This window comes from Turicibacter sp. H121, assembly GCF_001543345.1.
Lineage (GTDB): Bacteria > Bacillota_I > Bacilli_A > MOL361 > Turicibacteraceae > Turicibacter > Turicibacter bilis.
Genome location: NZ_CP013476.1, coordinates 1,397,781 through 1,417,076 on the forward strand (window position 1 = coordinate 1,397,781; position 19,296 = coordinate 1,417,076).

Sequence of the window (19,296 nt, forward strand, 5' to 3'; positions counted from 1 at the left end):
TACAAGACTTTAATGACTTAAGGACGACATTAAAAAATGTTTTAGATAATAATATTATCTTTAGGATAATAAATGTATTAAATATAACTAAAATGTTATTCATAAATATTCAATAATTAATTATTTTAAAATCAATAATAGCTACATTTCTAAAAATTTAGTTGGATAGTAGTCTAGTGTTAAATTTTATTTTTAAATAAAATACAATATTTACTTGTCATAAATGTTTGATTGTTCGGTTAAGATATGTTAAATTTGTTTATGTAAATTAGTCCGAAAACTGCGAAGAGATGAGTCACTGTCGAAATATACATCAATGAATAAAAAATAAAAAAATATTTGATTTATTTAGTTTTTTCATGTATAATAGATATGTTGACTTGAGCGTTGAAGCGAAAGGTTGCTGACACACCCGGCCGATTTGCCATGGCAATGTGGCAGGTAATTTTCGTGGAGCTAGTCTATTCCTAAAAATAGGCGAAGGGAGGAAATAAAATGGCAAAACAAAAAATCAGAATCCGTTTAAAAGCTTATGATCACAGAATTTTAGATCAATCTGCAGAAAAAATCGTTGAAAGTGCTAAGAAAACAGGAGCTAAAGTGGCAGGACCAATCCCACTTCCAACTGAAAAGCAAGTTTACACGATCTTACGTGCGGTACATAAATACAAAGATTCTCGTGAGCAATTCGAAATGCGCACTCACAAACGTCTGATTGACATTGTTGAACCAACTGCTCAAACTGTTGATTCATTAATGCGCTTAGATTTACCATCTGGTGTAGACATCGAAATCAAATTATAATATATACGAAATAGGAGGTGTAACTCATGGCCAAAGGAATCTTAGGTAGAAAAATTGGTATGACTCAAATTTTCACTGAAGAAGGGAAATTAATTCCTGTAACTGTTGTGCAAGCAACACCTAACGTTGTTTTACAAGTTAAAACAAACGAAACTGATGGATACGAAGCTATCCAAGTTGGATTTGAAAATAAACGCGAAAAATTAGCTAACAAACCTGAAATGGGACACGTTGCTAAAGCTGAAACAGCGCCTAAGCGCTTCGTTCGTGAATTCCGTAACGTAAATGTAGCGGAATATCAAGTTGGTCAAGAGATCAAAGTTGACACTTTTGCTGAAGGAGAAGTTGTTGACGTAACTGGTAAGACTAAAGGTAAAGGATTCCAAGGTGTTATTAAACGTCATGGACAATCTCGTGGACCTATGGCTCACGGTTCTCGTTACCATCGTCGTCCAGGTTCAATGGGATCGATTGCTGCTAACCGCGTTTTAAAAGGTAAAAAATTACCTGGACAAACTGGTGGAAACATCGTAACTGTTCAAAACCTTGAAGTAGTTAAAGTTGATACAGAACGTAACGTTTTATTAATCAAAGGAAATGTACCAGGAGCTAAAAAATCTTTAGTTATGGTTCGTTCTGCTGTTAAAGCAAAATAGTTTAGTACAGTAGGAAAGGAGGATTCATAATGCCACAAGTAGCATTATATAACCAACAAGGTGCTCAAGTTGGAGAAATCGTGTTAAACGAAACAATCTTCGGTATTGAGCCTCATAAACAAGCAATGTTCGATGCTGTAATTATGCAACGTGCATCAATGCGTCAAGGAACGCACAAAACTAAAACTCGTACTGAGGTACGTGGTGGTGGACGTAAACCTTGGAAACAAAAAGGTACTGGACGTGCTCGTCAAGGATCTATTCGTGCACCTCAATGGCGTGGTGGAGGAATCGTATTCGGACCAGTTCCACGTAGCTATGCATACAAATTAAACAAAAAAGTTCGTCGCTTAGCTTTAAAATCTGCGTTATCAACTAAAGTTGTTGAAAATGAAATCGTAGTTTTAGATGCATTAGCATTCGAAGCTCCAAAAACAAAAGAAATGATCTCTGTTTTAGGTGCTTTAAACATCACATCTAAAGCATTAGTTGTAACTGCTGAAGAAAATACAACAGTTGAATTATCAACTCGTAACATCCCAGGTGTTAAAGTATTATCAGTAGCTCAATTAAATGTATTAGATCTTTTAGATGCAACTAAGTTAGTTATTACTCAAGATGCAGTTAAAAAGATTGAGGAGGTGCTTGCATAATGAAAGATGCTAGAGATATCGTTAAGCGCCCAATTATCACTGAAAAATCTTATGATTTAATGAACGAAGGTAAATTCACTTTCGAAGTTGATAAAAAAGCAAACAAAATCGAAGTTAAACAAGCTTGTGAAGCTTTATTCAATGTAAAAGTTGAGAAAGTAAACATCGTTAACGTTCGTCCTAAAAAACGTCGTGTTGGACGTTATGAAGGATTCAAGCCTTCAATGAAAAAAGCTATCGTAACATTAGCTGAAGGACAAACAATCGAAAAGTTTGAAGTATAATTAATAAGTCGTAAAAGGAGGGAACAAGATGGCTATTAAAAAGTATAAACCTACCACGAATGGTCGTCGTAACATGTCAGTTTTAACATTTGACGAAATTACGACTAATAAACCAGAGAAATCATTATTAGCTCCTTTAAGCAAAAAAGCAGGGCGTAATAATCATGGTCAAATCACAGTACGTCATCACGGTGGTGGACACAAACGTAAATACCGTATCATCGACTTTAAACGTACAAAAGACGGTATTCCAGGACGTGTTGCTACAATCGAATACGATCCAAACCGTTCAGCAAACATCGCATTAATCAACTACGCTGATGGAGAAAAACGATATATTATCGCTCCTAAAGGATTAAAAGTTGGAATGCAAATTGAATCAGGTGCTAATGCGGATATCAAAATTGGTAATGCATTACCAATCATGAACATCCCAGTTGGTACATTAATCCACAACATCGAGTTAAAACCTGGTAAAGGTGGACAATTAGTACGTTCAGCAGGAACTTCTGCTCAAATCTTAGGGCGTGAAGAGCGTTACGTATTAGTTCGTTTAGCTTCAGGTGAAGTTCGTAAAGTATTAGGAACTTGCCGTGCAACAATCGGTGAAGTTGGTAATGCTGACCACGAATTAGTAAACATCGGTAAAGCAGGTCGTACACGTTGGTTAGGTACTCGTCCAACTGTTCGCGGTTCTGTAATGAACCCTAATGACCATCCACACGGTGGTGGGGAAGGACGTACTCCAATCGGACGTAAATCTCCAGTTACACCATGGGGTAAACCAGCTCTTGGTTTAAAAACTCGTAACAAGAAAAAAGCATCAAGTAAATTAATTGTTCGCGGACGCAACAAATAATAAAGATATATGCTAAATGTAAATGTTCGAAAGGAGGAAATTTAGAATGGGACGTAGTTTAAAAAAGGGACCTTTCTGTGACGATCATTTAATGAAAAAAGTTGTAGCTGCTAACGAAAGCGGAGACAAAAAAATCATTCAAACTTGGTCACGTCGTTCAACAATTTTCCCACAGTTTGTAGGACATACAATTGCTGTTTATGATGGACGCAAGCATGTTCCTGTATATGTTACTGAAGATATGGTAGGACACAAATTAGGTGAATTCGCGCCAACTCGTACTTATAAAGGACACATCAAAGAAGACAAAAAAACTAGACGTTAATATTGAGAGGAGGACATGGCTATGGAAGCTAAAGCTATGGCTAGAACAGTTCGCATTGCTCCTCGTAAAGCACGCTTAGTGATTGACTTAATTCGAGGAAAACAAGTAGGCGAAGCATACGCAATTTTAAAACACACTCCTAAAGCGGCATCTCCGATTGTTGAGAAAGTTTTAAAATCAGCTATCGCAAATGCTGAACACAACTTAAACTTAGATATCAATTCACTATATGTTAAGGAAGCATATGTGAATGAAGGTACAACATTAAAACGATTCCGTCCACGTGCACAAGGTCGTGCATCACAAATCAACAAAAGAACATCTCACATCACTATCGTGGTAGCTGAGAAAAAATAATTAAAGGAGGGATACGAAGTGGGTCAAAAAGTTAGTCCAATTGGTTTACGTGTTGGTGTAATCCGTGATTGGGATGCTCGTTGGTATGCAAACGATAAAGACTTCGCTACTTTATTACACGAAGACTTAAAAATCCGTGATTACATTAATAACAAATTCAAAAGAGCTTCGGTATCACGCGTTGAAATCGAACGTGCAAAAAACCGTGTTAATATTATCGTTCATACGGCTAAACCAGGTATGGTAATCGGTCGTGGTGGATCAGAAAAAGATGCAGCTGTTGCTCAATTAGAAAAAATGACAGGTAAACGTGTTTTCATCCGTATCGTTGAAATCAAACGTCCTGAAGTTGATGCTCAATTAGTTGCAAACTCAATCGCAGAACAATTAGAAAATCGTGCTTCTTTCCGTCGTGTACAAAAAGTTGCAATCCAACGTGCTATTAAATTTGGTGCTAAAGGGATTAAAACTCAAGTATCAGGACGTTTAGGTGGAGCAGATATGGCTCGTGCTGAAGGATATAGTGAAGGAAATGTACCTTTACATACATTACGTGCTGATATCGACTACGCTACAGCAGAAGCAGATACAACTTACGGTAAATTAGGTATTAAAGTATGGATCTACAAAGGTGAAGTATTACCTACAAAAAACCGTCAAGTAGCAAAGGAGGGTAAATAATATGTTAGTACCTAAACGTACAAAATATCGTCGCCCTCACCGCTTGTCTTATGAAGGACGTGCAAAAGGTGGAACAACTGTAGTATTTGGTGAGTATGGTTTACAAGCAACAACTGGTGCTTGGGTAACTAACCGTCAAATTGAAGCAGCTCGTATTGCTATGACTCGTTATATGAAACGTAGCGGACGTGTATGGATTAAAATCTTCCCTCATCAAGCTAAAACTGCTAAACCTTTAGAAGTCCGCATGGGATCAGGTAAAGGGGCTCCAGACGGATGGGTTGCGGTAGTAAAACCTGGAAAAGTTATGTTTGAAATTGGTGGTGTATCTGAAGAGATCGCTCGTGAAGCATTACGTTTAGCTTCTCACAAATTACCAGTTCAAACTAAGTTTGTAAAACGTGTAGACGGTGGTGATAGTAATGAAAGCTAATGAAATCCGTAATTTAACCACTACAGAAATCGAAGCTAAAATTAACGAATTAAAAGATGAGTTATTCAACCTTCGTTTCCAATTAGCTACAGGACAATTAGAAAACACTGGTCGTATTCGTGAAGTACGTAAAGGTATTGCACGTATGAAAACGATCATTAGCGAACGCGAAAACAATAAATAATGAGCTTGAGAGGAGGTTCACTTATGGAACGTACTAAAAAAACTTTTACTGGACGTGTAGTTTCAGATAAAACAGATAAAACAATTACAGTACTTATCGAATCTTACAAAGTACATCCTCTATACGGTAAACGAGTTAAATATTCAAAAAAATATGCAGCTCACGATGAGTTAAATGAAGCAAAAGTTGGAGATTTAGTTCGCATTGAAGAATGCCGTCCTATGTCAAAAACAAAAAAATTCCGTTTAGTTGAAATTGTTGAAAAAGCAGTTATTATTTAATTAATTTTATTGAAATACTGGAGTCTTGAAAGGAGGTCCAATCATGATTCAACAAGAAACACGTTTAAGAGTTGCTGATAACTCTGGTGCAAAAGAATTATTAGCAATTAAAATTTTAGGTGGTTCTCACAAAAAAACTGGTAACATCGGTGATGTTATTGTTGCTACAGTTAAGTCAGCAGCGCCAGGTGGAGTTGTTAAAAAAGGTGATGTTGTTAAAGCAGTAATCGTCCGTACGAAAACTGGAGCTCGTCGTGCTGATGGATCATACATTAAATTTGATGAAAACGCAGCAGTTATTATTAAAGACGATAAATCTCCACGTGGTACTCGTATCTTCGGACCAGTAGCTCGTGAATTACGCGATAAAGATTTTATGCGTATTGTTTCATTAGCTCCAGAAGTACTTTAATTAACACTTAATCCTTAAGATTAGGAGGTGCACGATATGCAAATTAAAACTGGAGATAAAGTAGTTATCATTTCAGGTAAAGATAAAGGTAAAGAAGGTGTTGTTCTTTCAGCAAACCCATCTAAAAACAAGGTGGTTGTTGAAGGTGTAAATGTTGTTAAAAAACACGTACGCCCTTCTCAAATGAATCCAGATGGTGGAATCGTTGAATTTGAAGCACCGATCCATGCATCTAACGTTATGATTGTAGATCCAAAGAGTGGTAAACCAACACGCGTAGGATATAAATTCGTTGACGGTAAAAAAGTACGCTTCGCTAAAAAATCAGGTGAAGTATTATAATATAGTTTAACAACGAAGGGAGGTAAACCTGCATGAATCGTTTACGTCAAAAATACGAAAATGAAGTAAAAAACCAAATGGTTGAAAAATTCGGATATAAATCTGTAATGCAAATCCCAACAATTGATAAAATCGTTATCAACATGGGTATCGGAGATGCTGTAAGCAACTCTAAAGTTTTAGATGAGGCTGTAGCTGAATTAGCTTTAATCACTGGTCAAAAACCAGTTATCACACGTGCTAAGAAATCTATCGCTGGTTTCCGTCTTCGTGAAGGAATGCCAATCGGATGTAAAGTTACATTACGTGGTGAGCGTATGTATGATTTCTTAGATAAATTAGTATCAGTTTCTTTACCACGTGTACGCGACTTCCGCGGAGTTTCTAAAAAATCATTCGATGGACGTGGAAACTACACATTAGGTGTTAAAGAACAATTAATTTTCCCAGAAATCGACTTCGATAAAGTAAATAAAGTTCGAGGAATGGATATCGTTGTAGTTACAACTGCTAACACAGATGAAGAAGCTCGTGAGTTGTTAACTCAATTAGGGATGCCATTTCAAAAATAATTGATGAAAGGAGGCGTCACTCATGGCTAAAAAATCTATGATTATCAAACAACAGCGTAAACAAAAATTCGCAGTTCGTGAATATACACGTTGCGAGCGTTGTGGTCGTCCACACTCTGTCTTACGCAAATTCAAATTATGCCGTATTTGCTTCCGTGAATTAGCATATAAAGGACAAATCCCAGGTGTTAAAAAAGCAAGCTGGTAATAAACTTAATTCTCTTTAAACGGGAAGGAGGAAAAATAAATGGTAATGACAGATCCTATTGCAGATATGTTAACACGTATTCGTAACGCAAACCAAATGCGTCATGAAGTGGTTGAAATGCCAGCTTCTAAAATGAAACGTGAAGTATTAGAATTATTAAAACGTGAAGGTTTCATTCGCGATGTAGAATATATTGAAGATAACAAACAAGGTGTTTTACGTGTTGCTTTAAAATACGGTAAAAACAACGAACGTGTTATCACAGGTTTAAAACGTATCTCTAAACCAGGTTTACGTGTATACGTTAAAAATACAGAAGTTCCTAAAGTATTAAACGGATTAGGTATCGCTATCTTATCTACTTCTAAAGGAATTATGGCTGATAAAGAAGCTCGTCAACAACAAGTTGGTGGAGAAGTATTAGCTTACGTTTGGTAATAAATAAAGACAGGAGGTGTCACATAAATGTCTCGTATTGGTAATAAACCAGTAGCATTACCTTCTGGTGTTGAAGTGATTGTTGCTGAAAATAACTTAGTTACTGTGAAGGGACCTAAAGGGGAACTTTCTCGTACATTTAATGCAAATATGCAAATTACAGTTGAAGGAAACGAATTAACTGTAGTTCGTCCTAACGATAACAAGGAAAACAAAATGTTACACGGAACAACACGTGCTTTATTAAACAACATGGTTGTTGGTGTATCTGAAGGGTTTACTCGTGAGTTAGAAATCATCGGGGTTGGATACCGTGCACAAAAACAAGGAGAAAAACTTGTATTAAACGCTGGATACTCTCACCCAGTTGAGATGGATGCACCTGCAGGTGTAACTATCGAAGTACCTAACAATACTACTGTAGTAGTAAAAGGGATCGACAAACAAGTAGTTGGAGAATTCGCTGCTAACATTCGCGCTGTACGTGCTCCTGAACCATACAAAGGAAAAGGAATCCGTTACAAAGGTGAACATGTTCGTCGTAAAGAAGGTAAAAAAGCTAAAAAATAATTCGAAAGGGGTGGCCTGAATGATTAAAAAAGTATCACGTAATGAGTTACGTAAACAAAGACATTACCGTGTACGTGCTAAAGTTACAGGAACTGCAGAGCGCCCACGCTTAAATGTATTCCGCTCTAGCAAACACATTTATGCGCAAATCATTGATGATGTAACTGGTACTACATTAGTTAGTGCATCAACTTTAGATAAAGATTTAAACATCGCTTCTACAGGTAACGTTGAAGCAGCTAAAGCAGTAGGTGCAGCAGTTGCTAAACGCGCTTTAGAAAAAAATATCACATCAGTTGTTTTCGACCGTGGAGGATATATCTATCACGGACGTGTTGCAGCATTAGCTGAAGCAGCTCGTGAAAATGGATTACAATTCTAATTAAAGAAGGAGGGACAAAGATGCGTCAAATCATTGACCCTAGTAACTTAACACTTGAAGAACGTGTAGTTACTATTAATCGTGTAACGAAGGTAGTAAAAGGTGGACGTCGTTTCCGTTTTGCTGCATTAGTTGTTGTCGGTGACAAAAATGGTCACGTTGGTTTCGGTACTGGTAAAGCTCAAGAGGTACCTGAAGCAATCAAAAAAGCAGTTGAAAGTGCTAAAAAGAACTTAATCTATGTACCTACAGTTGGAACTACAATTCCTCACCAAATCGTTGGAGAATTCGGTTCAGGTAGCGTATTATTAAAACCTGCTTCTGCCGGTACAGGAGTTATCGCAGGTGGACCAGTACGTGCCGTATTAGAGTTAGCTGGAGTACAAGATATCTTATCAAAATCTTTAGGATCAAACACACCAATTAACATGGTTCGTGCAACAATCAATGGTTTAGAAAATTTAAAAACAGTTGAGCGCGTAGCTGAATTACGTGGGAAAACTGTTGAAGAAATCTTAGGATAAGGAGGGAACTCCAATGGCTAAAGAATTACACATTACTTTAACACGTAGTGTAATCGGTCAAAATGAATCTCAACGTGCAACAGTTCAAGCATTAGGTTTAAAAAAATTAAACCAAACAGTTGTTAAAGCTGACAATGTAGCTGTTCGCGGTATGATTAATAAAGTATCTCATTTATTGACTGTAGTAGAGAAATAATCAAAGAGGAGGTGACTTTCGGTGAAATTACATGAGTTAACATATACTGAAGGGTCTCGTAAAGATAGAAAACGTATCGGTCGTGGACACGGTTCAGGTCAAGGTAAAACTGCAGGTAAAGGACACAAAGGACAAAACGCTCGTTCAGGTGGTGGAGTTCGTTTAGGATTCGAAGGTGGTCAAACTCCTTTATTCCGTCGTTTACCAAAACGTGGATTTACTAACATCAACCGTAAAGAATACGCTATCGTTAATTTAGATCAATTAAATAAATTCGAAGATGGAACAGTTGTTACTGCAGAACTTTTATTAGAAACTGGAGTAATTAAAAAATTACACTCTGGGCTTAAAGTTTTAGGACAAGGACAACTAGAGAAGAAATTAACTGTTAAAGCAGCTAAATTCTCAAAAACAGCAGAAGAACAAATTGCGGCTCAAGGTGGATCAATCGAGGTGGTATAATGGCTACTTTCAGTAAGATATGGAAGAACGCTGATTTACGTAAAAAGATCCTATTCACGTTGATGATCTTTGTTGTCTATCGTATTGGATCTTATATTCCTGTGCCAACCATCAATACATCTGTTTTAGAAGCTTCCGCGCAAACTCCGATGCTTGGATTCTTTGATACATTAAGTGGAGGGGCATTGAAACGATTTTCATTGTTTGCGATGTCTATCTCTCCTTATATTACTGCATCAATTGTTATCCAGTTGCTTCAAATGGATGTTGTACCGATTTTGTCTGAATGGGCAAAAGAAGGTGAAACTGGTAAACGTAAGTTAAATCAATTAACTCGTTATGTCACTTTAGTTCTTGCATTTGTTCAAGCCATTGCAATGTCAATTGGTTTCGATTTAGGATATCAAGGGATTTTACTGGAAAGTCATTCAGTAATCACTTATCTTTATATTGCATTAACTATGACAGCAGGTACGGCTGTTATGATTTTCCTTGCTGATCAAATTACTAGCAAGGGAATTGGTAATGGTACATCAATGATTATCGTAGCAGGTATTTTATCTCGTGTTCCATATATGCTAAACGATTTATACACGAAATACTTGGTAAATATAACAGTATCTAACGTGTTAGCATTTATTTCAGTGTTAGCATTGTTAGCTCTGACAATTATTGCTGTTATCTATTTACAAAGCGCAACTAGAAAATTACCAATTCAATATGCCAATAGACATAATTCTGCTCAGTTATCGGGACGTAAAGATTCATTTATTCCGCTGAAGTTAAATTCAGCTGGGGTAATTCCAGTAATCTTTGCAGCTTCACTTGTGAGCTTACCGTTAACTGTAGTAAATTTCTTGCCTGAATCAGGTGTAACTAATGTAATTAAAGCTATCTTTAATTACCAACAACCAATTGGGTTTATTTTATATGTTGTATTAATCGTTGCTTTCACTTACTTCTATGCTTTCGTACAAGTAAGTCCAGAAAAAGTAGCAGAAAACCTTAAAAAACAAGGATCATACATTCCAGGTGTAAGACCGGGTGTTGATACTGAAGAATATTTATCAAAAGTTTTATCTCGTATCACTTTTATTGGAGCTATTTATTTAGTAGTCATTGCGGGCTTACCAATTGTATTTGGCGCAATCACTGATTTACCAAGTAGTGTTGAAATTGGTGGTACAAGCTTATTAATTGTTGTAGGTGTAGCAATCGAAACTGCTAAGCAAATCCAAACAAAAACAATGGATCAAAAATATAAAGGATTCATCAAATAATTGAGGTGATATGATGAAAATCGTATTTATGGGGCCTCCGGGTGCTGGTAAAGGTACTCAGGCTGAAAAAATTATTGAAAACTATCAAATTCCACATATCTCAACTGGAGATATGTTTAGGAAGGCGATAAAAGACCAAACTGAATTAGGTATGGAAGCTAAGCGTTACATGGATCAAGGTGCATTAGTACCTGACCATGTTACAATTGGTATTGTAAAGGATCGCTTGTCTGAATCAGATTGCAAGTCGGGATTCCTGTTAGATGGTTTTCCACGAACAGTAGATCAGGCAAAAGCCTTAGATGAAATACTGACTTCTCTTGATTCGAAGATTGATTATGTAATTAATATTGATGTTGATTTAGACATTCTTAAAGAGCGCTTAACTGGACGTCGTATTTGTCGTTCATGTGGGGCAACTTATCACATGATCTTCAATCCTCCTGCAGTTGCTGGTACTTGTGACAAGTGTGGTGGAGAATTATATCAACGTAAAGATGATAATGAAGAAACGGTTGGTAATCGCTTAGATGTTTACGTTAGTCAAACTAAGCCTTTATTAGATTATTACTCTTTAGCAGGAAATCTTGTTAATATTAATGGTCAACAATCAATTGATCTTGTATTTGCAGAAATCCAAGATGTACTTGGAGGCAATAAATAATGATTATTTGTAAGACTCCACGCGAAATTGATATTATGCGAGAAGCCGGTCGTATTGTTGCTTTAGCTCATCAAGAGGTTCAAAAGCACATTAAACCTGGCGTTACAACGAAGCAGTTAGATAAAATTGTAGAAGATGTAATTCGTAGTCAAGGCGCAATACCTTCTTTTAAAGGTTATCATGGATTCCCTGCAAGTATTTGTGCATCAGTAAACGATGAACTTGTTCACGGTATTCCAGGAAATCGTGTCTTAAAAGATGGAGATATTATCTCAATCGATATCGGCGCGAAATATAATGGATATCATGGTGATTCAGCTTGGACTTACCCAGTAGGGAAAATCTCAGATGAAGCTCAACGATTACTTGATGTAACTAAACAATCATTATTTGTCGGTTTAGAACAGGCTAAAGCGGGAAATCGTTTATCAGATATCTCACACGCTATTCAAGTGTATGTAGAATCTCATAATTTCTCGATTGTCCGTGAGTACGCTGGGCATGGTGTCGGTCAAGATCTACATGAAGATCCTTCAATTCCACACTATGGACCTCCTGGACGAGGACCAAGATTGAAAACAGGTATGACTTTAGCAATCGAACCTATGGTTAATTATGGTGAGAGATACGTTCGTACTTTAGCTGATAATTGGACTGTAGTTACTCGTGATAAAGCTCTCTGTGCTCATTTCGAACATACTGTTGTCATCACTGACAATGGATATGAAATATTAACTAAGTTATAAAGATAAGGAGGCATAATCAATGGCTAAGCAAGACGTTATTGAAGTAGAAGCTACCGTTATCGATAATTTGCCAAACGCTATGTTTAAAGTAGAATTAGAAAATGGTCATCAATTAATTGCTCACGTTTCTGGTAAAATCCGTATGAACTTCATTCGTATTTTACCAGGTGATAAAGTAACAGTAGAATTATCTCCTTATGATTTAACACGTGGGCGTATTACATATCGTCACAAATAGACTCCGATATACTGAAAAATGAGGAGGTTTTAATTCATGAAAGTAAGACCATCTGTAAAACCTATCTGCGATAAATGTAAAGTTATTCGCCGTAAAGGGAAAGTAATGGTAATTTGTGAAAATCCAAAACATAAACAAAAACAAGGATAAGCTTTAGGAGGTGCAATGTATGGCACGTATTGCTGGTGTAGATATTCCTCGCGACAAACGCGTTGTAATTTCATTAACATATATCTATGGAATTGGTAAACCAACAGCTCAACAAATCTTAGCTGCTGCTGGTGTATCAGAAGATACACGTGTACGTGATTTAACTGAAGATGAGTTAAACCGTATCCGTGCAGAAGTAGATAAATTAAAAGTAGAAGGAGACTTACGTCGTGAAGTTTCATTAAACATCAAACGTTTAATGGAGATCGCTTCATTCCGTGGTATCCGTCACCGTAGAAGTTTACCAGTACGCGGACAAAACACTAAAAACAATGCCCGTACTCGTAAAGGTCCACGTAAAACAGTTGCTAATAAGAAAAAATAGTTAGGAGGGTCATCATATGGCACGTAAACAAGTTAGTCGTAAACGTCGTGTTAAAAAGAATATTGCTACAGGTGTAGCACATATCCACTCGACTTTCAATAATACAATTGTTACGATTACTGATCCTCATGGTAATGCAATCTCATGGTCAAGTGCAGGTGCATTAGGATTCAAAGGATCTCGTAAATCAACTCCATTCGCTGCTCAAATGGCATCAGAAGCTGCTGCTAAAGCTGCAATGGATCACGGAATGAAAAGTGTAGACGTATCAGTTAAAGGTCCTGGTCCTGGTCGTGAAGCAGCTATTCGTGCTTTACAAGCTGCAGGATTAGATGTAACAGCTATCAAAGACGTTACTCCAGTTCCTCATAACGGATGCCGTCCACCAAAACACCCACGTGGTTAATCAGGAAGTTATTTGAAAGTAGTACCCTACTATTAAGCGATCCTGAGGAGGGAAATCGATGTTAGAAATCGAAAAACCAAGAATTGAAGTTGAAGAATACATCAAAGATGAATTCTATGGGAAATTTGTTATTGAGCCTCTAAAACGTGGATATGGTACTACGTTAGGGAATTCCTTACGTCGAGTATTACTATCATCACTTCCTGGAGCTGCAGTAACATCTATCTCTATAGAGGGAGTTCAACATGAATTCACTTCTATCGATGGTGTAGTTGAAGATGTAACACAAATTATTTTAAATTTAAAAAACTTAATCTTATCTATTGATTCAGAAGAGGTTAAGGAATTACGTATTGATGTTGCTAGAGAAGGTGCAGTTACGGCTGCAGATATCGAATGTGACGAACAAGTAGAAATTATCAATCCTGACTTACACATTGCTACTTTATCAGCTACAGGTCGTTTACGAATGACTATGAAAGCTCGTCGTGGTAATGGTTATGTTGGTGCGGATGATAATAAAAAATTACTTGAGAGTGCAGGAGAGATCGCTATCGACTCTATCTACACACCAGTAACTCGCGTATCTTATGATGTTGAAAAGACTCGTGTTGGTCAAGATGCATCATACGATAAATTAACATTAGAAGTTTGGACAAACGGAAGTGTTAACCCACAAGAAGCTATCTCTTTAGCATCTAAAATCTTAGTTGAACACTTCAGCATTCTAGTTAACTTAAATGAAGCAGGGCAACTTGCATCATTCATCGTTGAACGTGAAGATGAAGAGAAAAACAAAGTATTAGAAATGCCAATTGAAGAGTTAGACTTATCTGTTCGTTCTTACAACTGTTTACGTCGTGCTGGAATCAATACAGTTGAAGAATTAGCTCGTCATTCTGAAGAAGATATGATGAAAGTTCGTAACTTAGGTAAAAAATCATTAAAAGAAGTTAAGGATAAACTTGACGAATTAGGATTAAGCTTAGGTTGCACTAAATAATTGATTTATATATAATGTTATAATTCCATTTTCATATGGAAGGAGGAATTTTAAGTGGCTTACAGAAAATTAGGACGTCTTAGTCATCAACGTAAAGCAATGTTACGTGATTTATCAACAGATTTAATCATCAACGAACGCATTGTAACAACTGAAGCTCGTGCAAAAGAATTACGTTCAGTAGTTGAGAAATTAATTACTTTAGGTAAACGTGGAGACTTACACGCTCGTCGTCAAGCAGCTGCATATGTACGTGCAGAGGTTGCTAACGATGAAACTGGAGCAACAGCTGTTCAAAAATTATTCTCTGATATCGCACCTCGTTACGCTGAGCGTAATGGTGGATACACTCGTATCTTAAAAGTTGGACCTCGCCGTGGGGATGCAGCTGATATGGTAGTTATCGAGTTAGTATAATTTTTCAAACCATAGAAGATTTTATCTTCTATGGTTTTTTTTATTTGAATCTGTTAGACGAAAATGTTGTTATTGGGTGTTTGTCTATTTAAAAGGGATCAAATCTTTAAAATCGACAGTCAACAGTCGTTGATATCAAACAATTGCTTATCAACAAGATTGTCTAATACACCCTTTTATTTTCAAATCTCACAAAGGTTTAGGTGATTTTTTGAAATACGTCATAAAATAATAAACACGATGATATAATGAATGGTCTAGTATATACTAAAAAGTGTTACTATTATTTTCTGAAAAATATTTATCAATAAGTTATCTTGATTATTATCGCTATTAATTTATTTAATTGTATTACCTGCATTAAGCAATTTTAGATTTAATCTATTTGGTAAAAAATGTTTTATAATTACTTAATTTCTTATCCATTTATTTATATTTTAGTGAGTTATGATATAATAAAAATGTTATAAAAAGGAGGCCGACAGTTTGATTAATACAGTAATTAATGCAGTAGAAAACATTTCATTTTTTGATCTGTTATTAGTATGTTTAGATGTATACTTTGTATGGTTGATTATTTATTATATTTTAAAACTGATTAAATCAAATGTCCGTGCCGTTCAAATTTTAAAAGGTGTCATTTTGATTTATCTCATTGACATTGTAAGTCAAATTTTTGATCTATATACGCTGAATGCCTTGATTGGGAATGTTATCGATTGGGGGTTACTTGCTGTTATTATCATTTTCCAACCTGAAATCCGTAGCGGACTTGAACAGATTGGACGAAATAGTACAATGAATCGTGAACGTAATGTTCTTGCAGAACATGATGTGATTAGTATTTTAGCTAATTCCGTTGAATTTCTAGCTAAACGACGTATAGGAGCATTAATAGTTATTGAACGTGGGGTTAAGCTTGATGAGTTTATTACCCCGTCTACTATTATTTCGGGTGAAATTTCACAGGAGTTATTAACTACAATTTTTGTTCCGACGACGCCTTTACATGATGGAGCAGTAATGATTCGAGAAGGAAAATTATATTGTGCTGGCGCATATCTTCCTTCAACAAGACGAGAAGATATCAATAAGGCTTTTGGTACACGTCACCGTGCTGCTATTGGAATCAGTGAAATTTCTGATAGTATAACACTTGTGGTATCTGAAGAAACAGGTCGTTATTCAATTGCCTACAAAGGTGAGTTAAAAGTTTATGATGTCATTGATTCATTTAAAACTGACTTACAGCAATATCTTAGTTGATTGAATTGACTGATGATGAAGGTGGTGTCGTATGAAAAAATCTAAACAAAATAAGACTCAAAAAAACAATAATAATGTGGACTCAAATGAAATAGCAAGACAAATAGCAATTGAGACAATTAAAGATACAGAAAAGTTTTTTCAAAGAATTGCAAATTTCTTTAAAGGTATCTGGAAGTTTTTAACGACACCAGGTATGATTTTAGGAATTTTCAAGTTTCAAAAATTGGACCACGTTTACGAAAGTTTTCTTCGAAATGAAAAGTTGATGAAGATACTAGCGTTGGTAGTAGCTATTGGATTTGCGTTTAATATAAGATATGCTCCCAGTGTAAAAGAGCGTTATTCTGTGGATATTAATAGTTACCCTTTAACTTCTTATTATAATAAAGAACGAATAGTAGTTGAAGGGTTACCAGATACAGTAGATGTCACATTAGTTGGAGATAAGAGTCAAGTAGATATTGCTAAAGCTAAAGCTAACTTTGAGATTTATGCAGATTTAAAGGATTTGCCACCTGGAACACATAAGGTTAATCTAGAGTATAGTAAACTTGGTAATAAGTTAGATGTTAAGATTGATCCCAGTACAATTGTTGTGACAATTATGGCATTGACTGAAATTGATAAGCCAGTACAAGCTGATTTTGTAAACTTAGATCAAATTGATGAGATGTATGTGTTGAGTGAGCCGCAGTTGGCCTTAAATACTGTTAAAATTAAAGGTCCACAAACAGTAGTTAATCAAGTAGCAAGTGTAAAGGCAATTATTGATGTATCTGATTTATCTAAGCTTTCTGATTATGAGGCACCAGTGTTTGCGTATGATAAGCTTGGTAATAAATTAGATGTTGAAATTAAACCAGATAAGTTGATTACTTCTACTCAGGTAACTACTCCAAGTAAGGTTGTACCAGTAGAGGCTGTTGTAACTGGAAATGCTCCAGAAGGGCATAGTGTAGGTAATCTAACCTTAACCCCATCTGAAGTCAAGTTATACGGTGAAACAACTGCATTAGAGTCCTATGATAAGTTACAAGTCCAAGTTGATTTATATCAACTAGACGATAATAATGAACTTATTGTAAAATTAGATAAACCAGAAAATATTCATAAAATGGATACAGACACAATCAAAGTAAAAGTAACATTTGAAGAAACCCAAACAAAAGTTTTAGAAAATATTTCTGTTGATTTCAAAAACTTAGATGCGAAGTATAGTGTTAAGGCTAAGTCTCTGAGTGATGCAGTCATTAATTTAACATTGAAGGGATCAACTACAAAGTTAAACTCAATTTCTGCAGATGATGTGAAGGTTTGGATTGATTTATTAGGATATACTCCTGGTGAATATCAAGTTCCGATTACGGTGGAATCTATTACTGGTGTGTTGATTGATCCGAGTCGAGCAAAAGTAAATGTTATTATTACAGAATAAAAGTGAGGTTAGTATATATGGGAAAATACTTTGGAACGGATGGAATTAGAGGAGTCGCAAATACTGAGCTAACTCCAGAATTTACATTAAAATTAGGACGTATTTTAGGTCATCATTTAAAGTCTAAAAATACACGTCCTAAAGTATTAATTGGACGCGACACTCGTATTTCAGGTGAGTTATTAGAAAGTGCATTAATTGCTGGATTAATCTCATCGGGTGCCGATGTATTAACCCTTGGAGTCATTACAACTCCAGGTGTTGCTTATTTAACTAAAAGCTTAGATGTAGATGCAGGAATTATGATTTCAGCGTCTCATAACCCAGTTCAAGATAATGGAATTAAAATCTTTAGCCATAGTGGTTACAAATTAAGTGATCAAGAAGAAGAGGAAATTGAAAGTTTAATCGATACAGCTGATGAATTACCACGCCCAATCGCTGGTGAGATTGGGCGCGTGGAAGACTTCCAAATGGGATCACAAAAATATGTGAACTTTATTAAAGGAACAGTAGGACAAAAATTAACGGGATTAAAAATCGTATTAGATTGTGCAAATGGAGCAAGTTCAGCATTAGCCCCTCAATTATTTGCTGATTTAGATGCAGATATTGTGACTGTTTCATCAAATCCAGATGGAGTTAATATTAACCATAACTGTGGATCAACTCATCCAGAAGCATTAGCCAAAGAAGTTGTTAAACATGAGGCTGATTTAGGGTTTGCATTTGATGGTGATTGTGATCGTTTAATTGCAGTAGATCATACGGGAGCTATTATCGATGGAGATTATATTATGTTCATCGTTGGACGTTACTTAAATGAAAAAGGATTACTAAAACAAGGAACTGTTGTTTCAACAGTTATGAGTAACTTAGGTTTCTATAATGCAGTTGAAGCAAATGGTTTACGTAGTGTTCAAACAAAAGTTGGAGATCGTTATGTTTTAGAAGAAATGTTAAAGAATGATTATAACTTTGGGGGAGAACAATCAGGTCATTTAATCTTCTTAGATTATGGAACAACTGGAGATGGAATGTTAAGTGCCGTTCAATTAGCTAAGATTGTTGTTGAGAAGGAACAATCTTTAGCCGATTTAGCAAAAGAAATGCCTAAATATCCACAATTATTAAAAAACCTTCGTGTTGAAGACAAAAATGCAATGATGACAAATGAAAATATTTTAGCATCAATTGCTGAGGTTGAAGCCGAAATGAATGGAGAGGGACGTGTGTTAGTTCGTCCTTCGGGAACAGAACCTTTAGTTCGTGTCATGGTAGAAGCTAAAACTGAAGAATTATGTGAAGAATATGTTAATCGTATTTTAGCAGTTGTTGAACAAGAGTTAAAATAAGAATTAAAAGAGGTGACGTTCACCTCTTTTTTTGATTAAAATGGTTATTTTTGACTCACAACTTAAAAACATCATTTTAATTTTCTCTGCATATGATATAATGAATGTGTTGCTTTCTAAAGGGGGAAAGGAGGATAGTAGAGTAGATAAGTTATTTCTATTCAAGTATAAGCGCCAGAGCTGTTAACTAAAGATGACAGCTGACGAGGTGAAGGTTAATCGATTATTCGGCGGATGCCTTCCGGCTGTATACCTCAGTCGTAGTCTTCAAACAAAACTAAGAGGTAACTCTTACGACAAAATTGGAGAAAAGGTAAATAGGAAA

Annotated in this window: 33 protein-coding genes; all 33 read left to right on the forward strand. The window is 35.9% G+C overall.

Going from position 1 to position 19,296, the window contains the following annotated elements:
* The first annotated feature begins 495 nt into the window (after positions 1-495).
* The 33 genes from rpsJ to glmM all read left to right on the forward strand — a co-directional run bounded on the left by rpsJ (position 496) and on the right by glmM (position 18,971).
* Positions 496-804 carry a 30S ribosomal protein S10 gene (rpsJ, locus tag AT726_RS06685; RefSeq protein ID WP_055243029.1) on the forward strand — a complete coding sequence of 103 codons (309 nt, stop codon included), beginning with the start codon at positions 496-498 and terminating at the stop codon, positions 802-804.
* Positions 805-830: 26 nt separating this feature from the next.
* A complete protein-coding gene (rplC, locus tag AT726_RS06690) occupies positions 831-1,460 on the forward strand; it encodes a 50S ribosomal protein L3 (protein WP_055243027.1) in 630 nt (209 codons plus the stop codon).
* A 29-nt stretch (positions 1,461-1,489) separates the two neighbouring features.
* On the forward strand, positions 1,490-2,113 hold the full coding sequence (gene rplD, locus AT726_RS06695; RefSeq protein ID WP_055243025.1) for a 50S ribosomal protein L4: 624 nt from the start codon (positions 1,490-1,492) through the stop codon (positions 2,111-2,113).
* Positions 2,113-2,397, forward strand: a complete 285-nt coding sequence (gene rplW, locus AT726_RS06700; protein ID WP_006784432.1) for a 50S ribosomal protein L23 — start codon at positions 2,113-2,115, stop codon at positions 2,395-2,397. Before rplD ends, rplW begins: the two co-directional genes overlap by 1 nt.
* A gap of 28 nt (positions 2,398-2,425) precedes the next feature.
* Positions 2,426-3,256 carry a 50S ribosomal protein L2 gene (rplB, locus tag AT726_RS06705; protein WP_055275534.1) on the forward strand — a complete coding sequence of 277 codons (831 nt, stop codon included), beginning with the start codon at positions 2,426-2,428 and terminating at the stop codon, positions 3,254-3,256.
* A 46-nt stretch (positions 3,257-3,302) separates the two neighbouring features.
* Positions 3,303-3,581, forward strand: a complete 279-nt coding sequence (gene rpsS, locus AT726_RS06710) for a 30S ribosomal protein S19 (protein WP_055243022.1) — start codon at positions 3,303-3,305, stop codon at positions 3,579-3,581.
* Between the two features lie 21 nt (positions 3,582-3,602).
* A complete protein-coding gene (rplV, locus tag AT726_RS06715; RefSeq protein ID WP_055243020.1) occupies positions 3,603-3,938 on the forward strand; it encodes a 50S ribosomal protein L22 in 336 nt (111 codons plus the stop codon).
* A gap of 18 nt (positions 3,939-3,956) precedes the next feature.
* Entirely contained in the window at positions 3,957-4,619 is a 663-nt protein-coding gene (rpsC, locus tag AT726_RS06720; RefSeq protein ID WP_055243018.1) for a 30S ribosomal protein S3, read from the forward strand.
* Between the two features lies 1 nt (position 4,620).
* Positions 4,621-5,052, forward strand: a complete 432-nt coding sequence (gene rplP / locus AT726_RS06725; RefSeq protein ID WP_055243016.1) for a 50S ribosomal protein L16 — start codon at positions 4,621-4,623, stop codon at positions 5,050-5,052.
* Positions 5,042-5,236: a 50S ribosomal protein L29 gene (rpmC, locus tag AT726_RS06730; protein ID WP_055243015.1), complete on the forward strand. Its 195-nt coding sequence runs from the start codon at positions 5,042-5,044 to the stop codon at positions 5,234-5,236. The genes rplP and rpmC overlap by 11 nt, the downstream gene beginning before the upstream one ends.
* Positions 5,237-5,259: 23 nt before the next feature.
* Positions 5,260-5,517: a 30S ribosomal protein S17 gene (gene rpsQ, locus AT726_RS06735; RefSeq protein WP_068759272.1), complete on the forward strand. Its 258-nt coding sequence runs from the start codon at positions 5,260-5,262 to the stop codon at positions 5,515-5,517.
* Positions 5,518-5,560: 43 nt separating this feature from the next.
* On the forward strand, positions 5,561-5,929 hold the full coding sequence (gene rplN / locus AT726_RS06740) for a 50S ribosomal protein L14 (protein WP_055243011.1): 369 nt from the start codon (positions 5,561-5,563) through the stop codon (positions 5,927-5,929).
* 36 nt (positions 5,930-5,965) lie between these two features.
* The gene (gene rplX / locus AT726_RS06745; protein WP_055243010.1) at positions 5,966-6,271 is read left to right on the forward strand and encodes a 50S ribosomal protein L24; all 306 of its coding nucleotides are present in this window, start codon (positions 5,966-5,968) and stop codon (positions 6,269-6,271) included.
* A gap of 32 nt (positions 6,272-6,303) precedes the next feature.
* Positions 6,304-6,843, forward strand: coding sequence for a 50S ribosomal protein L5 (rplE, locus tag AT726_RS06750; RefSeq protein WP_055243008.1), 540 nt, complete (start codon positions 6,304-6,306; stop codon positions 6,841-6,843).
* A 22-nt stretch (positions 6,844-6,865) separates the two neighbouring features.
* Positions 6,866-7,051 carry a type Z 30S ribosomal protein S14 gene (locus AT726_RS06755; protein ID WP_055243006.1) on the forward strand — a complete coding sequence of 62 codons (186 nt, stop codon included), beginning with the start codon at positions 6,866-6,868 and terminating at the stop codon, positions 7,049-7,051.
* Between the two features lie 39 nt (positions 7,052-7,090).
* Entirely contained in the window at positions 7,091-7,489 is a 399-nt protein-coding gene (rpsH, locus tag AT726_RS06760; protein WP_055243004.1) for a 30S ribosomal protein S8, read from the forward strand.
* 27 nt (positions 7,490-7,516) lie between these two features.
* Complete coding sequence (gene rplF / locus AT726_RS06765; RefSeq protein ID WP_055243003.1) at positions 7,517-8,059, forward strand: 50S ribosomal protein L6; 543 nt, start codon at positions 7,517-7,519, stop codon at positions 8,057-8,059.
* 19 nt (positions 8,060-8,078) lie between these two features.
* Positions 8,079-8,441, forward strand: a complete 363-nt coding sequence (rplR, locus tag AT726_RS06770) for a 50S ribosomal protein L18 (RefSeq protein ID WP_055243001.1) — start codon at positions 8,079-8,081, stop codon at positions 8,439-8,441.
* Between the two features lie 20 nt (positions 8,442-8,461).
* On the forward strand, positions 8,462-8,965 hold the full coding sequence (gene rpsE / locus AT726_RS06775) for a 30S ribosomal protein S5 (protein ID WP_055242999.1): 504 nt from the start codon (positions 8,462-8,464) through the stop codon (positions 8,963-8,965).
* A gap of 13 nt (positions 8,966-8,978) precedes the next feature.
* Positions 8,979-9,161 (forward strand): 50S ribosomal protein L30, encoded by a 183-nt coding sequence (gene rpmD, locus AT726_RS06780; protein ID WP_055242997.1) that lies wholly within the window; start codon positions 8,979-8,981, stop codon positions 9,159-9,161.
* A 21-nt stretch (positions 9,162-9,182) separates the two neighbouring features.
* Positions 9,183-9,623 (forward strand): 50S ribosomal protein L15, encoded by a 441-nt coding sequence (rplO, locus tag AT726_RS06785; RefSeq protein ID WP_055242995.1) that lies wholly within the window; start codon positions 9,183-9,185, stop codon positions 9,621-9,623.
* A complete protein-coding gene (secY, locus tag AT726_RS06790) occupies positions 9,623-10,903 on the forward strand; it encodes a preprotein translocase subunit SecY (protein WP_055275540.1) in 1,281 nt (426 codons plus the stop codon). The genes rplO and secY overlap by 1 nt, the downstream gene beginning before the upstream one ends.
* Before the next feature lie 13 nt (positions 10,904-10,916).
* Positions 10,917-11,567: an adenylate kinase gene (locus tag AT726_RS06795; protein ID WP_055242991.1), complete on the forward strand. Its 651-nt coding sequence runs from the start codon at positions 10,917-10,919 to the stop codon at positions 11,565-11,567.
* A complete protein-coding gene (gene map, locus AT726_RS06800) occupies positions 11,567-12,313 on the forward strand; it encodes a type I methionyl aminopeptidase (protein WP_055242990.1) in 747 nt (248 codons plus the stop codon). The genes AT726_RS06795 and map overlap by 1 nt, the downstream gene beginning before the upstream one ends.
* Positions 12,314-12,332: 19 nt before the next feature.
* Positions 12,333-12,551, forward strand: coding sequence for a translation initiation factor IF-1 (gene infA, locus AT726_RS06805; RefSeq protein WP_006784453.1), 219 nt, complete (start codon positions 12,333-12,335; stop codon positions 12,549-12,551).
* 36 nt (positions 12,552-12,587) lie between these two features.
* Entirely contained in the window at positions 12,588-12,701 is a 114-nt protein-coding gene (rpmJ, locus tag AT726_RS06810) for a 50S ribosomal protein L36 (RefSeq protein ID WP_006784454.1), read from the forward strand.
* A 19-nt stretch (positions 12,702-12,720) separates the two neighbouring features.
* Positions 12,721-13,086 carry a 30S ribosomal protein S13 gene (gene rpsM / locus AT726_RS06815; RefSeq protein WP_055242988.1) on the forward strand — a complete coding sequence of 122 codons (366 nt, stop codon included), beginning with the start codon at positions 12,721-12,723 and terminating at the stop codon, positions 13,084-13,086.
* 16 nt (positions 13,087-13,102) lie between these two features.
* Positions 13,103-13,492, forward strand: coding sequence for a 30S ribosomal protein S11 (rpsK, locus tag AT726_RS06820; protein WP_055242986.1), 390 nt, complete (start codon positions 13,103-13,105; stop codon positions 13,490-13,492).
* 58 nt (positions 13,493-13,550) lie between these two features.
* Complete coding sequence (locus AT726_RS06825) at positions 13,551-14,495, forward strand: DNA-directed RNA polymerase subunit alpha (RefSeq protein ID WP_055242984.1); 945 nt, start codon at positions 13,551-13,553, stop codon at positions 14,493-14,495.
* A gap of 99 nt (positions 14,496-14,594) precedes the next feature.
* On the forward strand, positions 14,595-14,912 hold the full coding sequence (gene rplQ, locus AT726_RS06830; RefSeq protein WP_237252517.1) for a 50S ribosomal protein L17: 318 nt from the start codon (positions 14,595-14,597) through the stop codon (positions 14,910-14,912).
* Positions 14,913-15,398: 486 nt separating this feature from the next.
* Positions 15,399-16,178, forward strand: a complete 780-nt coding sequence (gene cdaA, locus AT726_RS06835; protein WP_237252509.1) for a diadenylate cyclase CdaA — start codon at positions 15,399-15,401, stop codon at positions 16,176-16,178.
* Between the two features lie 76 nt (positions 16,179-16,254).
* Positions 16,255-17,616 (forward strand): CdaR family protein, encoded by a 1,362-nt coding sequence (locus AT726_RS06840; RefSeq protein ID WP_237297007.1) that lies wholly within the window; start codon positions 16,255-16,257, stop codon positions 17,614-17,616.
* Positions 17,617-17,633: 17 nt separating this feature from the next.
* Entirely contained in the window at positions 17,634-18,971 is a 1,338-nt protein-coding gene (gene glmM / locus AT726_RS06845; protein WP_055242979.1) for a phosphoglucosamine mutase, read from the forward strand.
* The last annotated feature ends 325 nt before the right edge of the window (positions 18,972-19,296 follow it).

Excerpts from the sequence above, each read along its gene's own strand:
- rpsJ (WP_055243029.1), top strand. The coding sequence starts at position 496 with ATGGCAAAACAAAAAATCAGAATCCGTTTAAAAGCTTATGATCACAGA.
- rplC (WP_055243027.1), top strand. The coding sequence starts at position 831 with ATGGCCAAAGGAATCTTAGGTAGAAAAATTGGTATGACTCAAATTTTC.
- rplD (WP_055243025.1), top strand. The coding sequence starts at position 1,490 with ATGCCACAAGTAGCATTATATAACCAACAAGGTGCTCAAGTTGGAGAA.
- rplW (WP_006784432.1), top strand. The coding sequence starts at position 2,113 with ATGAAAGATGCTAGAGATATCGTTAAGCGCCCAATTATCACTGAAAAA.
- rplB (WP_055275534.1), top strand. The coding sequence starts at position 2,426 with ATGGCTATTAAAAAGTATAAACCTACCACGAATGGTCGTCGTAACATG.
- rpsS (WP_055243022.1), top strand. The coding sequence starts at position 3,303 with ATGGGACGTAGTTTAAAAAAGGGACCTTTCTGTGACGATCATTTAATG.
- rplV (WP_055243020.1), top strand. The coding sequence starts at position 3,603 with ATGGAAGCTAAAGCTATGGCTAGAACAGTTCGCATTGCTCCTCGTAAA.
- rplP (WP_055243016.1), top strand. The coding sequence starts at position 4,621 with ATGTTAGTACCTAAACGTACAAAATATCGTCGCCCTCACCGCTTGTCT.
- rpmC (WP_055243015.1), top strand. The coding sequence starts at position 5,042 with ATGAAAGCTAATGAAATCCGTAATTTAACCACTACAGAAATCGAAGCT.
- rpsQ (WP_068759272.1), top strand. The coding sequence starts at position 5,260 with ATGGAACGTACTAAAAAAACTTTTACTGGACGTGTAGTTTCAGATAAA.
- rplN (WP_055243011.1), top strand. The coding sequence starts at position 5,561 with ATGATTCAACAAGAAACACGTTTAAGAGTTGCTGATAACTCTGGTGCA.
- rplX (WP_055243010.1), top strand. The coding sequence starts at position 5,966 with ATGCAAATTAAAACTGGAGATAAAGTAGTTATCATTTCAGGTAAAGAT.
- rplE (WP_055243008.1), top strand. The coding sequence starts at position 6,304 with ATGAATCGTTTACGTCAAAAATACGAAAATGAAGTAAAAAACCAAATG.
- AT726_RS06755 (WP_055243006.1), top strand. The coding sequence starts at position 6,866 with ATGGCTAAAAAATCTATGATTATCAAACAACAGCGTAAACAAAAATTC.
- rpsH (WP_055243004.1), top strand. The coding sequence starts at position 7,091 with ATGGTAATGACAGATCCTATTGCAGATATGTTAACACGTATTCGTAAC.
- rplF (WP_055243003.1), top strand. The coding sequence starts at position 7,517 with ATGTCTCGTATTGGTAATAAACCAGTAGCATTACCTTCTGGTGTTGAA.
- rplR (WP_055243001.1), top strand. The coding sequence starts at position 8,079 with ATGATTAAAAAAGTATCACGTAATGAGTTACGTAAACAAAGACATTAC.
- rpsE (WP_055242999.1), top strand. The coding sequence starts at position 8,462 with ATGCGTCAAATCATTGACCCTAGTAACTTAACACTTGAAGAACGTGTA.
- rpmD (WP_055242997.1), top strand. The coding sequence starts at position 8,979 with ATGGCTAAAGAATTACACATTACTTTAACACGTAGTGTAATCGGTCAA.
- secY (WP_055275540.1), top strand. The coding sequence starts at position 9,623 with ATGGCTACTTTCAGTAAGATATGGAAGAACGCTGATTTACGTAAAAAG.
- AT726_RS06795 (WP_055242991.1), top strand. The coding sequence starts at position 10,917 with ATGAAAATCGTATTTATGGGGCCTCCGGGTGCTGGTAAAGGTACTCAG.
- map (WP_055242990.1), top strand. The coding sequence starts at position 11,567 with ATGATTATTTGTAAGACTCCACGCGAAATTGATATTATGCGAGAAGCC.
- infA (WP_006784453.1), top strand. The coding sequence starts at position 12,333 with ATGGCTAAGCAAGACGTTATTGAAGTAGAAGCTACCGTTATCGATAAT.
- rpmJ (WP_006784454.1), top strand. The coding sequence starts at position 12,588 with ATGAAAGTAAGACCATCTGTAAAACCTATCTGCGATAAATGTAAAGTT.
- rpsM (WP_055242988.1), top strand. The coding sequence starts at position 12,721 with ATGGCACGTATTGCTGGTGTAGATATTCCTCGCGACAAACGCGTTGTA.
- rpsK (WP_055242986.1), top strand. The coding sequence starts at position 13,103 with ATGGCACGTAAACAAGTTAGTCGTAAACGTCGTGTTAAAAAGAATATT.
- AT726_RS06825 (WP_055242984.1), top strand. The coding sequence starts at position 13,551 with ATGTTAGAAATCGAAAAACCAAGAATTGAAGTTGAAGAATACATCAAA.
- rplQ (WP_237252517.1), top strand. The coding sequence starts at position 14,595 with ATGTTACGTGATTTATCAACAGATTTAATCATCAACGAACGCATTGTA.
- glmM (WP_055242979.1), top strand. The coding sequence starts at position 17,634 with ATGGGAAAATACTTTGGAACGGATGGAATTAGAGGAGTCGCAAATACT.